This window comes from Enterobacter cloacae complex sp. IR5450, from assembly GCF_049238665.1.
GTDB classification, from domain to species: Bacteria; Pseudomonadota; Gammaproteobacteria; order Enterobacterales; family Enterobacteriaceae; genus Enterobacter; species Enterobacter hormaechei_C.
Genome location: NZ_JBMKIC010000001.1, coordinates 446,029 through 459,636, shown reverse-complemented (window position 1 = coordinate 459,636; position 13,608 = coordinate 446,029). Strand labels below are relative to the sequence as shown.

At 55.2% G+C, this 13,608-nt stretch carries 15 protein-coding genes and 1 pseudogene; 10 read left to right on the top strand and 6 right to left on the bottom strand.

Annotation, left to right across the window (positions count from 1 at the left end; all coding sequences use genetic code 11):
* Positions 1 to 108 precede the first annotated feature (108 nt).
* Positions 109 to 1,731, top strand: a pseudogene (locus ACOTYB_RS02085) (isovaleryl-CoA dehydrogenase).
* Here the strand turns inward: ACOTYB_RS02085 and ACOTYB_RS02080 are convergent.
* From ACOTYB_RS02080 to bsmA, 3 genes are all read right to left on the bottom strand, one after another.
* Positions 1,728 to 3,659 (bottom strand): methyl-accepting chemotaxis protein, encoded by a 1,932-nt coding sequence (locus ACOTYB_RS02080; RefSeq protein WP_063401552.1) that lies wholly within the window; start codon positions 3,657 to 3,659, stop codon positions 1,728 to 1,730. The pseudogene ACOTYB_RS02085 and the gene ACOTYB_RS02080 overlap by 4 nt on opposite strands.
* Before the next feature lie 170 nt (positions 3,660 to 3,829).
* On the bottom strand, positions 3,830 to 4,105 hold the full coding sequence (gene yjfN, locus ACOTYB_RS02075; protein WP_421765736.1) for a DUF1471 family protease activator YjfN: 276 nt from the start codon (positions 4,103 to 4,105) through the stop codon (positions 3,830 to 3,832).
* A gap of 148 nt (positions 4,106 to 4,253) precedes the next feature.
* Positions 4,254 to 4,583, bottom strand: coding sequence for a biofilm peroxide resistance protein BsmA (bsmA, locus tag ACOTYB_RS02070; RefSeq protein WP_003856011.1), 330 nt, complete (start codon positions 4,581 to 4,583; stop codon positions 4,254 to 4,256).
* A 137-nt stretch (positions 4,584 to 4,720) separates the two neighbouring features.
* Here bsmA and yjfP point away from each other — a divergent pair, with 137 nt between their 5' ends.
* The gene (gene yjfP, locus ACOTYB_RS02065; RefSeq protein ID WP_045336766.1) at positions 4,721 to 5,443 is read left to right on the top strand and encodes an esterase; all 723 of its coding nucleotides are present in this window, start codon (positions 4,721 to 4,723) and stop codon (positions 5,441 to 5,443) included.
* Here yjfP and ulaR read toward each other — a convergent pair.
* Together ulaR and ulaG are read right to left on the bottom strand one after the other, a co-directional pair.
* On the bottom strand, positions 5,440 to 6,195 hold the full coding sequence (ulaR, locus tag ACOTYB_RS02060) for an HTH-type transcriptional regulator UlaR (RefSeq protein WP_003856014.1): 756 nt from the start codon (positions 6,193 to 6,195) through the stop codon (positions 5,440 to 5,442). The genes yjfP and ulaR overlap by 4 nt on opposite strands.
* A 110-nt stretch (positions 6,196 to 6,305) precedes the next feature.
* Entirely contained in the window at positions 6,306 to 7,370 is a 1,065-nt protein-coding gene (ulaG, locus tag ACOTYB_RS02055; protein WP_421765735.1) for an L-ascorbate 6-phosphate lactonase, read from the bottom strand.
* Between the two features lie 359 nt (positions 7,371 to 7,729).
* Here ulaG and ulaA point away from each other — a divergent pair, with 359 nt between their 5' ends.
* From ulaA to ACOTYB_RS02025, 6 genes are read left to right on the top strand one after another with little or no spacing between them, the layout of a single operon-like run.
* Complete coding sequence (ulaA, locus tag ACOTYB_RS02050) at positions 7,730 to 9,130, top strand: PTS ascorbate transporter subunit IIC (RefSeq protein WP_003856019.1); 1,401 nt, start codon at positions 7,730 to 7,732, stop codon at positions 9,128 to 9,130.
* A 12-nt stretch (positions 9,131 to 9,142) separates the two neighbouring features.
* On the top strand, positions 9,143 to 9,448 hold the full coding sequence (gene ulaB / locus ACOTYB_RS02045; protein WP_003856022.1) for a PTS ascorbate transporter subunit IIB: 306 nt from the start codon (positions 9,143 to 9,145) through the stop codon (positions 9,446 to 9,448).
* Positions 9,449 to 9,457: 9 nt separating this feature from the next.
* Positions 9,458 to 9,925, top strand: a complete 468-nt coding sequence (gene ulaC / locus ACOTYB_RS02040; RefSeq protein WP_003856024.1) for a PTS ascorbate transporter subunit IIA — start codon at positions 9,458 to 9,460, stop codon at positions 9,923 to 9,925.
* A 12-nt stretch (positions 9,926 to 9,937) separates the two neighbouring features.
* Positions 9,938 to 10,588: a 3-keto-L-gulonate-6-phosphate decarboxylase UlaD gene (gene ulaD / locus ACOTYB_RS02035; protein WP_003856025.1), complete on the top strand. Its 651-nt coding sequence runs from the start codon at positions 9,938 to 9,940 to the stop codon at positions 10,586 to 10,588.
* 9 nt (positions 10,589 to 10,597) lie between these two features.
* Positions 10,598 to 11,458, top strand: a complete 861-nt coding sequence (locus ACOTYB_RS02030; RefSeq protein ID WP_126524641.1) for an L-ribulose-5-phosphate 3-epimerase — start codon at positions 10,598 to 10,600, stop codon at positions 11,456 to 11,458.
* Positions 11,451 to 12,137 carry an L-ribulose-5-phosphate 4-epimerase gene (locus ACOTYB_RS02025; RefSeq protein WP_126524639.1) on the top strand — a complete coding sequence of 229 codons (687 nt, stop codon included), beginning with the start codon at positions 11,451 to 11,453 and terminating at the stop codon, positions 12,135 to 12,137. The genes ACOTYB_RS02030 and ACOTYB_RS02025 overlap by 8 nt, the downstream gene beginning before the upstream one ends.
* Positions 12,138 to 12,273: 136 nt before the next feature.
* On the opposite strand, the gene yjfY is transcribed toward ACOTYB_RS02025, so the two are convergent.
* Positions 12,274 to 12,549 (bottom strand): DUF1471 family protein YjfY, encoded by a 276-nt coding sequence (gene yjfY, locus ACOTYB_RS02020; protein WP_017383944.1) that lies wholly within the window; start codon positions 12,547 to 12,549, stop codon positions 12,274 to 12,276.
* A 340-nt stretch (positions 12,550 to 12,889) separates the two neighbouring features.
* Here yjfY and rpsF point away from each other — a divergent pair, with 340 nt between their 5' ends.
* Together rpsF and priB are read left to right on the top strand one after the other, a co-directional pair.
* Positions 12,890 to 13,285 (top strand): 30S ribosomal protein S6, encoded by a 396-nt coding sequence (gene rpsF / locus ACOTYB_RS02015; protein ID WP_003856034.1) that lies wholly within the window; start codon positions 12,890 to 12,892, stop codon positions 13,283 to 13,285.
* Between the two features lie 6 nt (positions 13,286 to 13,291).
* A complete protein-coding gene (gene priB / locus ACOTYB_RS02010) occupies positions 13,292 to 13,606 on the top strand; it encodes a primosomal replication protein N (protein WP_003856035.1) in 315 nt (104 codons plus the stop codon).
* The last annotated feature ends 2 nt before the right edge of the window (positions 13,607 to 13,608 follow it).

The following is a 13,608-nucleotide window of genomic DNA, read 5'->3' as shown; positions in this document are numbered from 1 at the left end:
TTCACGAATGATATCAACACGATCGTCATCGTGTGACCCCCCTCCCATGCAGCGTGCATGCCCTCTGTCCATACTTACCTTTATTGCCAATGAAAGGAGGGAGACAGCATGCACTGGTAGACTCATACCGTTTTTAATCAACCTGCACCGCTATCGAACAGCAACCTTTTTCTCTCTGATTGCGCCCTGCGCGATGCGGTAGCGCGCGAAGGGGCTGAGTGGGATGTGGATCTTCTTGCCAGCATCGGACAGCAGTTGGGTACGGCGGAGTCGCTGGAGCTGGGCAGGCTGGCGAACGTTAATCCGCCGGAGCTGCTGCGTTATGACGCCACGGGAGTGCGGCTGGACGACGTCCGCTTTCATCCGGCATGGCATCTTCTGATGCAGGGGCTTTGCGCCAACCGGGTGCACAACCTGGCGTGGGAGGAGGAGGCGCGGAAAGGATCGTTCGTCGCCAGGGCCGCGCGTTTTGTGCTGCATGCTCAGGTGGAGGCGGGAACGCTATGCCCGGTGACCATGACCTTTGCGGCCACGCCGCTGTTGCTACAGTCGCTACCCAAACCGTTTCACGACTGGTTAACGCCGCTGATGAGCGATCGCTACGATCCCCATCTCGCACCGGGGGCGCAAAAGCGCGGCCTGCTGATCGGCATGGGGATGACGGAAAAGCAGGGCGGTTCGGACGTACTCAGTAATACCACCAAAGCAGAGAAATGCAGTGATGGCAGTTACCGGCTGGTGGGGCACAAATGGTTTTTCTCCGTGCCGCAGAGCGATGCGCATCTGGTGCTGGCGCAGGCGAAGGGCGGGCTTTCCTGCTTTTTTGTTCCGCGTTTCTTACCCGACGGGCAACGCAATGCCGTGCGCCTTGAGCGTCTGAAGGACAAGCTCGGTAACCGTTCAAATGCCAGCAGTGAGGCTGAGTTCCTTGATGCTTACGGCTGGCTGCTGGGCGAAGAGGGTGAAGGTGTCCGGCAAATTCTTAAGATGGGTGGGCTGACGCGCTTTGACTGCGCGCTTGGCAGCCACGGACTGATGCGCCGTGCGCTCTCGGTGGCGCTTTATCATGCCCATCAGCGGCAGACCTTCGGCAAAAATCTGATCGACCAGCCGTTAATGCGCGACGTGCTAAGCCGTATGGCGCTGGTGCTGGAGGGACACACGGCACTGCTGTTCCGACTCGCCCGGGCGTGGGATAACCGCACCGACCCGCAGGAAGCCGCATGGGCGCGGCTTTTCACGCCGGCGGCAAAATACAGCGTCTGCAAAGCGGGCATACCGTTTGTGGCAGAGGCAATGGAGGTGCTGGGTGGCGCAGGCTATTGCGAAGAGAGTGAGCTTCCGCGGTTGTACCGTGAAATGCCCGTTAACAGCATCTGGGAAGGCTCTGGCAATATTATGTGCCTGGATGTCCTGCGCGTGCTGGCGAAGCAGTCGGGCATTCTCGACCTGCTCGCCGATGATTTCGCGCAGGTAAAAGGCCAGGACAGGCACTTCGATCGCAGCTGGCGGCAGCTACAGCAGAAGCTGCGTAAACCGCAGGAAGCGCAGGGCAGGGAGATCGCGCGGCAGCTCTTTTTAATCGGGGCCGGAAGCCAGATGCTGCGGCACGCAACGCCGCCCGTGGCGCAGGCGTGGTGCCGCATGATGCTGGATACCCGGGGCGGCACGCTGATGAGCGAACAGGTGCAAAACGACCTGCTGCTGCGCGCCACGGGCCGGGTCGGTTAAGCTTTAAGCTGGAACAGGCTCACCAGCCGGGTGAGATGTGAACCCTTCTCGCGCAGCGTCTGCGCCGTCTGCTCGCTGCGTGAGATACGATCGGCATTGATGTGCGATGCCTCACCGATGTGCGTCATCGCCAGATTCACCTGACCAATCCCCGCCGACTGCTCGCGGGAGGCGTGGTTGATCTCGGTAACAAGCTGGCTGATGTTATCGATATGAACAATGATGGCATCCATCGCCAGACGCGTCTGCTCAGAAAGCGCATGGCCTTCGCTCACCTTGTTCAGCGTGTCGCCAATCAGCTGCTCAATCTCTTTTACCGCGTTGGCGCTGCGTGCGGCCAGGGCGCGCACCTCTTGCGCCACCACTGCGAAACCTTTCCCGTGCTCGCCCGCCCGCGCCGCTTCAACCGCCGCATTGAGCGCCAGGATATTGGTCTGGAAAGCGATGGACTCAATCACGCGGGTGATGTCTTCAATGCGTTTCGATGCATCACGAATATCATCCATGGTGGAAACTGCGTGGGTCACCGTCTCTCCACCCTGATGCACCGCGCGCGAGGTTTCACCCACCAGCTGCTGAGTTTGCTCCATGTTGGCGGCATTTTGCTGCACGGTGGCGGCTAATTGCTCCATGCTGGCGGAGGTCTCCTCAACGCTGCTGGCCTGTTTGTTGATCTGTTCAGAGATCTCGCCGGTATCTGAAGCCAGCGCGTTAGTCCCCAGATGGATTTCGCTTGCGGCCTCGCGGACCTGCAACACAATTTTTTGCAGGCCGCCCCCGATCCCGTTGATGGCATCAATCAGCTGGCCGACCTCATCCTGGCGGGTTACCGGCAGGCTGGCGCGCAGATCGCCTGCGGCATACTGCCGGGCAAGCGCGATCACTGCGCGCAGTGGGCGGGTTAGCATCCGGCGAATGAGGATAACGAACAGGCCCGCGAAGAGCGCGGATAGCACCACGCCCGCCATCAGGAAGCGATCGCGCAGCGTGGTGACGCTTGAAAGCAGTACGGCTTTATCCACTTCACCCACGATGGTCCAGTTCCAGCCCGGCAGCGGCGTGTAGGCGACTTTGAGCGTACGGCCATCCGCGCTCACGCGTTCCAGCGTGCCGGCTTTATCACTCAGAAGCTGCTGCTGTGTCGCCGTGTCCCAGTTGGGCAGTTTGCCCTCTTCGCTGGCATGGAACAGATACTGTCCGCGCGTTTTACCGCTGCTGCGATCCAGTACAAAGAAGTGACCGCTCTCGCCCAGACGACGGTTAAGGATTTTCTCGCGCATGACGTTCCAGGAATGGGTGATGTCGACGCCAACAAAGATAATCCCGATAACCTGGCCTTCCGCATTTTTAACAGGCTGGTACTGCGTGATATAGCGCTTGCCGAACAGCAGCGCGAGGCCGCGATAGACCTCCCCTTTGGTGACAGCCGCAAATGCCGGGCTGGTGCTATCAAGAACGGTTCCGATGGCGCGGTCGCCATTCTCTTTGCGCAGCGACGTGGCCACGCGGATAAAATCGTTACCGCTGCGGACAAACAGCGTCGAGATGGCCCCCGTTCGGCTCAGGAAGTCATCAGAAAGCGTATTGTTTTCATGCAACTCCGTTTCACCGCCCTTCAGCAGAGGAACGGTAAGGCCGTTAATGGTGCGGCTCTGGCTGCTGTCGCTGTTCAATGGCTGTGGCAAAAAGGTGGTGAACAGGCGGGTATAGCTCTCGACCTCTTCGCTCAGGCTGGTGTTGAACATCTCTACCATATCCACCATGCCGGTAGACTGGTTATGCAGGTCTTCAACCGCAAGATCTTCAAGCTGCTGGCTGGCGTTGTGGCTCAACAGAAAAGTGAACAGCAAAAAAAGCGTGGCGACACTGGCACCTGTTAGCAGCGATAGCTTCGTGCCCAGACCTGCCCGGCGGAAAAAGGTGATCATAAATTGCTCATTATTGAAAAGTGATGGCTGTTCAACGGCAGAGCAGAGATAACGTTTACCTTTTTAATGTAACCTAATGTTACATGTTTGTTTTCGTTAGGTTTTGGGAAAGATAAAAAATTTGCAAAAGTGAAAAGCCACTAAAATTAAGTGGCTTTTATCGGAAGGGATTAGGCATAAAGAATGGCCTGCACGCGCCAGTGATTAACATGGTGATCTTCCTGCATCTGGACGATGCGATACCAGGATGCGCCCTGTTCATCGGCCTTCAGAGCGACGACACGTTCAACGTCTTGCGGACTCCCCGTGATATTATTGACGGAGATCTGACCAATCTCGTTCAGGCCCGTGACGCAATCCGCGCTGGCAAATTCGGCCGACTGCGCCGTGGTGCTCAGCAGGCCCGCTGAAAGCAATAGCGTCGATAAAGCAAGGGTTCGTTTCATCGTCAGCTCCTTTTCACGTGTCTCCGGTATCCGCCGGGCAATCCTTCGCGAATAAACTCATTTCCATTGTTGCTGGCATGGAGTTTATTGTGGACAGGAAAATGTCTACGGACGCAAAGCAGTGTAAAAGTCGTTCAAATGATGATGCTTACTTACGGTACAAAATGCCCTGGGCGTACCACTGTCCCGTAATAATGGTTTCATCAATCATCGTGATGACGTAATAATCTGCTTTTGCGGCAACGGCCTGCGCTTCAATTGCGTCTTCTGCATCATCCGGGGAACCACGAACCATCGCGGATACGGTACCCAGGCGTTGTAATCCTTCCGTCTGATTACGACGAATTTCCTGAGGATGATCGGTAACCGGCGGCGCCGGTTCTGGCGTACCCTGCAATACGGAACATCCGCTGAGCAGCGAGACCAGCAATAAAGCGGTAAGCCTGCGCATAAACCTGTCTCTTTTCCTGATAGCCATAGTGTAGTTGTCTGCGAATTTAGTTTTGGGGGAATGTTCCCGAAGTGTTATCTGGGACGTAGATTTCGAATGAAAATATCGTGAAACCGTAATCCAGCTCTCAACATTATGAATCATTCATCAGCACAGGATCGACAATGATTGAAATTGAAACTCGCCAGCTGAGTGAGCATGAAATCATCCATGCTTTTCCGGCTGGTAAAGGTGAACAGCCGCTGCCGACGGTAGTTTTCTATCATGGCTTTCTCTCCTCGAAGCTGGTCTACAGCTATTTTGCCGTCGCGCTGGCGCAGGCCGGTTTCCGGGTGGTCATGCCTGATGCGCCGAATCATGGGGCACGCTTTACGGGCGATGAGCAGGCGCGGCTGGGGCTGTTCTGGCAAACGCTGCACGGCAATCTGACCGAGTTCGCCGGGCTGCGTGACGCGCTCTTGCAGGCCGGGCTGGTGGAGGGGAAACGGCTGGCGGTCGCAGGCGCATCAATGGGCGGAATGACGGCGCTGGGGATCATGGCCAGGCATCCGGAGGTGACGTCCGTGGCTTGCCTGATGGGATCGGGCTACTTTACGTCGCTGGCAAAGACGCTGTTCCCGCCGCAGGCCCCTCAGGAGATTGAGACCCTGTTGTCTGAATGGGACGTCAGCCATGCGCTTTCGCAGCTGGCCGATCGTCCGCTGCTGCTGTGGCATGGGGATGCCGACGACGTCGTACCGCCCGGTGAAACGTTCCGCCTGCAACAGGCGCTACAGCGCGAAGGGCTGGACAGCAATCTGACCTGCCTGTGGGGAGCGGGTGTCCGGCACCGTATTACCCCGGAGGCGCTGGAAGCAACCGTGGAATTCTTCCGCCAGCACCTTTAAACGCGCAGCACTGTGACACCCTGATCCTCCAGCTTGCTGAGGATCTCGGGGTTGGCGTTTTTGCCGGTGATCACCATGCTGATTTGCTCGGCGCGGCTGAAAAGCATGCCGGCGCGTTCACCGACCTTGCTGCTGTCGACCAGCACCACCAGCTTGCCCACCACGTTAAGCATGTTCTGCTCTGCCATTGCGGTGAGCATATCGGTTTTATACAGGCCATCCGCCGTCAGACCTTTGCCGCTGGTAAACATCCAGTGCCCGGCGTAGAGGCTGTTTTCACTGTCCTGCGGGCTCAGGGTTATGGACTGGCTCTTGTTATACTGGCCGCCCATGATCACCACGCTTTCATGTTCCTGGTCAATGAGATAATTGGCCAGCGGCAGATAGTTGGTAATGATTTGCACCGGCTTGCCGCACATTTCACGGCCCAGCAGAAACGCCGTCGAACCGCAGTTGATCACCACGCTCTCCCCGGGATTCACCAGCTGTGACGCCGCTCTGGCAATCCGCACCTTTTCATCGTGATTCTGCGCCTGGTGGATGTTCATCGGCGTCCAGCGTGGACGCTGCTGGCTGATGGCCTCTGCGCCATTGCGGACTTTTTTCAGCTTGCCGCTCTCATCCAGCTTGTTGATATCCCGTCGCGCGGTAGCGGGGGAGATCCCTAAACGTTCGATCACTTTCTCGACGGTGATAAACCCTGTTTGCGCCAGGAGTTCCAGTAAAATTTGATGCCGTTGCGCTTCCGTCATGAGCTATTCCGATAAGAATTGATTTGAAAAGATGATATTTGAAATAGCGTGAAATTACTAAAATAAAAATGACATCGCCAGACGCAGGGTCTGGCGATTGGGCCTCGGTATCAGAGGAAGGACTTGAACGGCAGATCGGGTTCAATCGTAAAGCAATCATCGAAACCACGCGGGTAGTGATACTCAAGATTGTCTTTATCCAGCGGCCAGGTGAACTTGCCGCCAACCTGCCAGATGAACGGCTTGAAGCCATACTTGAGGCGGTCTTTTTTCATCTCCCACAGGACGCGGATCTCTTGCGGATCGGCCTGGAAGTTTGACCAGATATCATGGTGGAACGGGATCACCACTTTGGTGTTCAGCGCTTCGGCCATACGCAGCATATCCGCGCTGGTCATTTTGTCGGTGATCCCGCGCGGGTTTTCACCGTAAGAGCCAAGCGCCACGTCAATCTGGTGCTCGTTACCGTGCTTCGCGTAGTAGTTGGAGTAGTGGGAGTCACCGCTGTGATACAGGGAACCGCCAGGCGTTTTGAACAGATAGTTCACTGCGCGCTCGTCCATCCCGTCTGGCAGTACGCCTGCGGCTTTCTGATCGGCAGGCAGGGTGATCAGCGCGGTGCGGTCAAAGGCATCCAGCGCGTGAATCTCAATGTCTTTGATTTTCACCACGTCGCCCGGCTTCATCACGATGCAGCGCTCTTTTGGCACGCCCCAGCCAATCCACAAATCCACGCAGGTCTGCGGCCCGATAAACGGTACGTCGTCCGCGCAGTTTTGCATTACCGCTGCCGCCACGTTCACGTCGATATGATCGTTGTGATCGTGGGTAGAGAGAACGGCGTCGATCTGGCGAATGGCAAAAGGATCAAGCACAAAAGGCGTGGTGCGCAGGTTCGGCTGGAGCTTTTCAACGCCGGCCATACGCTGCATCTGGTGGCCTTTTTTCATCAGTGGATTGCCGTGGCTCTGTTTGCCGGTGCCGCACCAGAAATCAACACAAATGTTGGCGCCGCCTTCTGATTTCAGCCAGATCCCGGTGCAGCCCAGCCACCACATCGCAAATGTGCCAGGAGCAACCTGTTCCTGCTCGATCTCTTCGTTCAGCCAGCTACCCCACTCCGGAAAGGTACTTAGAATCCATGATTCACGGGTGATGGTTTTCACTTTACACATCGTTTGACTCCTGGTTTTAATCAAAAGTAATCATGCTGTGACTTGTTGTGATTAATGCTGGCACTGTTTAAATCGATTTGCAATGGCTTATTTACGGAAAATTCCCCTCGCCACATCACAGAAAAAACATCATGACGTTGATAAGATAACCGCTATAAATGATTAATATACTGAAAATTAAGAATTTATTTATTGGATTGGTTCGGTAGTGAAAATCATTACTAACGCCATGGAAATAAATTGCGTGATCCGTCACAAATAATCAAATGCAATCTTGTGATGATTATTTGTGATTAATAGAGTGATGACACCAACCACACAGGGATTGCCCCTCGTGTTCTCATTTTCTGGAGAGAGTTATGGAGATCCTCTACAACGTCTTTACCGTTTTCTTTAATCAGGTAATGACCAACGCCCCGCTGTTGCTGGGTATCGTGACGTGCCTGGGGTACATCCTGCTGCGCAAAAGCGTCAGCGTGATTATCAAAGGCACCATCAAAACCATCATTGGTTTTATGCTGTTGCAGGCGGGGTCTGGCATTCTGACCAGCACGTTTAAGCCGGTTGTTGCCAAAATGTCAGAGGTGTACGGCATTAACGGCGCCATCTCTGACACTTACGCGTCCATGATGGCCACCATCGATCGCATGGGAGATGCATACAGCTGGGTTGGGTATGCGGTACTGCTCGCGCTGGCGCTGAACATCATTTACGTGCTCCTGCGCCGTATCACCGGTATTCGCACCATCATGCTCACCGGGCACATCATGTTCCAGCAGGCGGGTCTGATTGCCGTTTCTCTCTATATCTTCGGCTACCCAATGTGGACCACGGTCATCTGCACGGCAGTGCTGGTCTCACTTTACTGGGGCATCACCTCCAACATGATGTATAAGCCAACGCAGGACGTTACGGACGGCTGCGGTTTCTCCATCGGTCACCAGCAGCAGTTCGCCTCCTGGATTGCTTACAAAGTCGCGCCGTACCTGGGCAAAAAAGAGGAGAGTGTTGAAGATCTCAAATTGCCTGGCTGGCTGAATATCTTCCACGACAACATCGTCTCCACGGCAATTGTGATGACCATCTTCTTCGGCGCTATCCTGCTCTCCTTTGGCATTGACGTGGTGCAGGCGATGGCGGGTAAAACCCACTGGACGGTCTATATCCTGCAAACCGGTTTCTCCTTCGCTGTTGCTATTTTCATCATCACCCAGGGCGTGCGTATGTTCGTCGCCGAACTGTCGGAAGCGTTTAATGGCATCTCCCAGCGCCTGATCCCTGGCGCGGTGCTGGCGATTGACTGTGCGGCTATCTATAGCTTTGCGCCAAACGCCGTTGTCTGGGGCTTTATGTGGGGCACCATCGGCCAGCTGATTGCGGTCGGCATTCTGGTGGGCTGTGGCTCCTCAATCCTGATTATTCCTGGCTTTATCCCGATGTTCTTCTCCAACGCCACTATCGGCGTGTTTGCTAACCACTTCGGCGGATGGCGCGCAGCGCTCAAGATCTGCCTGGTGATGGGCATGGTTGAAATCTTCGGGTGCGTGTGGGCGGTCAAGCTCACCGGCATGAGCGCCTGGATGGGCATGGCGGACTGGTCAATTCTGGCGCCGCCGATGATGCAGGGCTTTGCGTCCGTCGGGCTGGTCTTTATGGCCGTCATCATCCTGATTGCCCTGGCTTATATGTTCTTCGCTGGCCGTTCGCTGCGGGCTGAAGAAGATGCGGAAAAACAAACAGCAGAAGTGTCTGCTCATTAAGGAGTTTCGATTATGACCGTACGTATCCTGGCTGTGTGTGGCAATGGGCAAGGTAGCTCCATGATCATGAAGATGAAAGTGGACCAGTTTTTAACCCAGTCAAACATTGACCACACGGTGAACAGCTGCGCAGTGGGTGAATACAAAAGTGAACTGAACGGCGCGGACATCATCATCGCTTCAACGCACATTGCCGGCGAGATTAGCGTGTCGGGCAACAAATACGTGGTAGGCGTACGCAACATGCTGTCGCCTGCGGATTTCGGACCAAAGCTGCTGGAAGTGATCAAAGAACACTTCCCACAAGACGTGAAGTAAGGATGCCACATGAAACTACGTGATTCGCTGGCAGAGAATAACTCCATCCTTTTACAGGCCGAAGCCAGCACCTGGCAGGAAGCGGTGAAGCTGAGCGTGGATCTGCTGGTTAAGGCTGACGTTGTCGAGCCGCGTTACTACCAGGCGATTCTGGATGGCGTGGCGCAGCATGGCCCTTACTTTGTGATTGCGCCAGGCCTGGCGATGCCGCATGGCCGCCCGGAAGAGGGCGTCAAGAAAACCGGCTTCGCGCTGGTGACGTTGAAAACGCCGCTGGTGTTTAACCACGAAGATAACGACCCGGTCGACATCCTTATCACTATGGCGGCTGTCGATGCCAATACCCACCAGGAGGTGGGCATCATGCAGATCGTCAATCTGTTTGATGATGAAGCTAATTTTGACCGTTTACGCGCCTGCCGTACCGCGCAGGACGTGCTGGATTTAATTGATAACGCCACTGCGGCGGCCGTTTAAGAGGAATTGAAAATGTCATTACCAATGTTGCAGGTCGCGCTGGATAACCAGACTCTGTCTCACGCTTACGAAACCACCCGTCTGATTGCGGAAGAAGTGGACATCATCGAAGTCGGCACCATTCTGTGCGTGGGCGAAGGCGTTCGTGCGGTTCGTGACCTGAAGGCGCTCTATCCGCATAAAATCGTGCTGGCGGATGCCAAAATCGCCGATGCGGGCAAAATTCTCTCTCGCATGTGCTTTGAAGCCAACGCCGACTGGGTCACCGTGATCTGCTGTGCGGATATCAACACTGCGAAAGGCGCGCTGGACGTGGCGAAGGAGTTCAATGGCGACGTGCAGATTGAACTGACCGGTTTCTGGACCTGGGAGCAGGCGCAGGAGTGGCGCGAAGCAGGTATCCAGCAGGTGGTTTATCACCGCAGCCGTGATGCGCAGGCCGCAGGCGTGGCGTGGGGTGAAGCCGATATCAGCGCGATCAAACGTCTGGCCGATATGGGCTTCAAAGTGACCGTAACCGGTGGCCTGGCGCTGGAAGATCTGCCGCTGTTCAAGGGGATTCCAATTCACGTCTTTATTGCCGGTCGTAGCATTCGCGATGCGGAATCTCCGGTGGAAGCTGCGCGTCAGTTTAAACGCTCAATCGCTCAGCTTTGGGGTTAAGGAGCGGGTATGTTGTCAAAACAGGTCCCGCTTGGCATCTATGAAAAGGCACTCCCTGCGGGGGAGTGCTGGCTGGAGCGGTTACAGCTGGCGAAGCAGCTGGGTTTCGATTTTGTCGAAATGTCGCTGGATGAGACGGACGAGCGTCTTGCTCGCCTGGACTGGAGCCGCGACCAGCGTCTGGCGCTGGTGAGCGCCATTGCCGAAACCGGCGTGCGCGTGCCATCCATGTGCCTGAGCGCTCATCGTCGTTTTCCGCTTGGCAGCGAAGATGATGTCGTACGCGCCGAAGGGCTGGAGATCATGCGTAAAGCTATTCGCTTCGCACAAGATGTCGGCATCCGCGTGATCCAACTGGCGGGTTATGATGTTTACTATCAGGAAGCCAATGATGAAACGCGCCGTCGTTTCCGTGACGGCCTGAAAGAGAGCGTTGAGATGGCAAGCCGTGCGCAGGTGACGCTGGCGATGGAGATCATGGATTATCCGTTGATGAACTCCATCAGCAAGGCGCTGGGCTACGCGCACTATCTGAATAACCCGTGGTTCCAGCTTTATCCGGATATCGGCAACCTGTCGGCATGGGATAACGACGTACAGATGGAGCTTCAGGCGGGCATCGGGCATATCGTGGCGGTGCACGTTAAAGATACCCGTCCCGGCGTGTTTAAAAACGTACCGTTCGGCACCGGGGTGGTGGATTTCGAACGGTGCTTCCAGACGCTCAAACAGACAGGTTATTGCGGACCTTACCTGATTGAGATGTGGAGCGAAACCGCGGACGATCCGGCGGCAGAAGTGGCGAAAGCCCGGGACTGGGTGTGCGAGCGCATGGCGCGGGCAGGACTGATGGAGGCGGAACATGCTTAAGCTGAAACAGCAGGTCTTTGAAGCCAATACGGATCTCCCGCGCTATGGACTGGTGACGTTTACGTGGGGCAACGTAAGCGCCATCGATCGCGAGCAGGGGCTGGTGGTGATTAAGCCGAGCGGCGTGGCCTATGACGCCATGAAAGCGGACGATATGGTGGTGGTTGACCTGGAAGGACTGGTCGTTGAAGGCAAATGGCGTCCTTCTTCTGATACGGCAACCCATCTGGCGCTGTACCAGCGTTACCCGTCCTTGGGGGGGATTGTACATACCCATTCCACGCACGCCACCGCCTGGGCACAGGCCGGGCTGGCGATCCCTGCTTTGGGTACAACGCACGCGGACTACTTCTTCGGTGATATTCCCTGCACGCGGGCGTTAACGCAGACTGAGGTCGAAGGCGAGTACGAACTTAACACCGGCAGGGTCATTATCGAAACGCTGGGTGAGACGGAACCACTGCATACGCCGGGTATTGTGGTGTACCAGCATGGTCCATTCTCCTGGGGTAAAGATGCGCATGACGCCGTGCATAACGCGGTGGTGATGGAAGAGGTGGCCAGAATGGCGTGGATTGCGCGCGGCATTAACCCACAGCTTCAGGGCATTGATGATTATCTGATGAACAAGCATTTCATGCGTAAGCACGGCCCGAATGCTTATTACGGGCAGAAGTGAATAAGTGCTCTGGAATACCGAAACAGTTGTAACCGGTGGTATTCCGGAGCCATTTATAAAAAAAAGCCCCCGGGCAGGGGGCAAATTATATATGGCTTTGATTTTCTTTGGCTTTCCTGGTGCTAGCGATAAAGCGTTACTGGTAAATATCTGCACTGGCGTGCATATTACCGTTGCTGCCGGGCTCACGTGTCAGCATGACGTGATAGTATTTTGCGCCCTGCGCATCGGTTTCTTCATTAAGCGCCTGATCTGCTTCACTTTCAGTGGCGAAGTTATGATTGATGTAAATAACGCCTAAGCTCTGCACATCATCCATGTTTCTGGCCTGTTGGCTGTCTATTCTGATGGCTGCCATCGCGTTTGCACTGAGCAAAAGCGCAGCCAAAATGGCGATTGCGATTCTTTTCATGATATGCGCTCCACGACTGCGTGCTGTGATACGGGGGAATGCTCTCCTTCTCTGTTCAGGGTTTCTGATTAAAGTGTAATCGCTACCCGGGTTGGGATGGGTGACCATTTCTGATGGTGTTATTCAAAAAAACAGCGCTTCTGATGAGTGCGATTTTAAATCACCCACTTAGAACAGCTTTACCCTTTGTGCGAATTATTTGTGCAATCAGCTTGAGTTTCCTGGGGGGCGCAAGTATTATGACGCGTCAATTTTTCAGCCGACCTTTAACACGTTCCTTGCCTCCCCGGGCCTCGGCTGACCCAGACAGGAGGCTGAATAATCCGTAAGGAGCAATTCGATGCGTCATTACGAAATCGTTTTTATGGTCCACCCTGACCAGAGCGAACAGGTTCCGGGCATGATCGAGCGTTACTCTGCTGCCATCACTGGTGCAGAAGGCACGATCCACCGTCTGGAAGACTGGGGCCGCCGTCAGCTGGCTTACCCGATCAACAAACTGCACAAAGCACACTACGTTCTGATGAACGTTGAAGCTCCGCAGGAAGTGATCGATGAGCTGGAAACTACCTTCCGCTTCAACGATGCCGTTATCCGCAGCATGGTTATGCGTACCAAACACGCAGTGACCGAAGCATCTCCGATGGTTAAAGCGAAAGACGAGCGCCGTGAGCGTCGCGATGATTTCGCAAACGAAACCGCAGATGATTCTGATGCTGGGGATTCTGAAGAGTAATTTCTGATGACCAACCGTCTGGTGTTGTCCGGCACCGTGTGCAGGACCCCCCTTCGAAAGGTCAGCCCATCAGGAATTCCGCATTGCCAGTTCGTGCTTGAGCATCGTTCTGTGCAAGAGGAAGCCGGGTTTCACCGGCAGGCGTGGTGCCAAATGCCCGTAATTATTAGCGGACACGAAAACCAGGCCATTACTCACAGTTTAACGGTCGGTAGCGCAGTAATCGTTCAGGGGTTCATTTCTTGCCACAAGGCAAAGAACGGCCTGAGCAAAATGGTTCTGCATGCCGAGCAGATTGATTTGATAGATTCTGGAGACTAGCC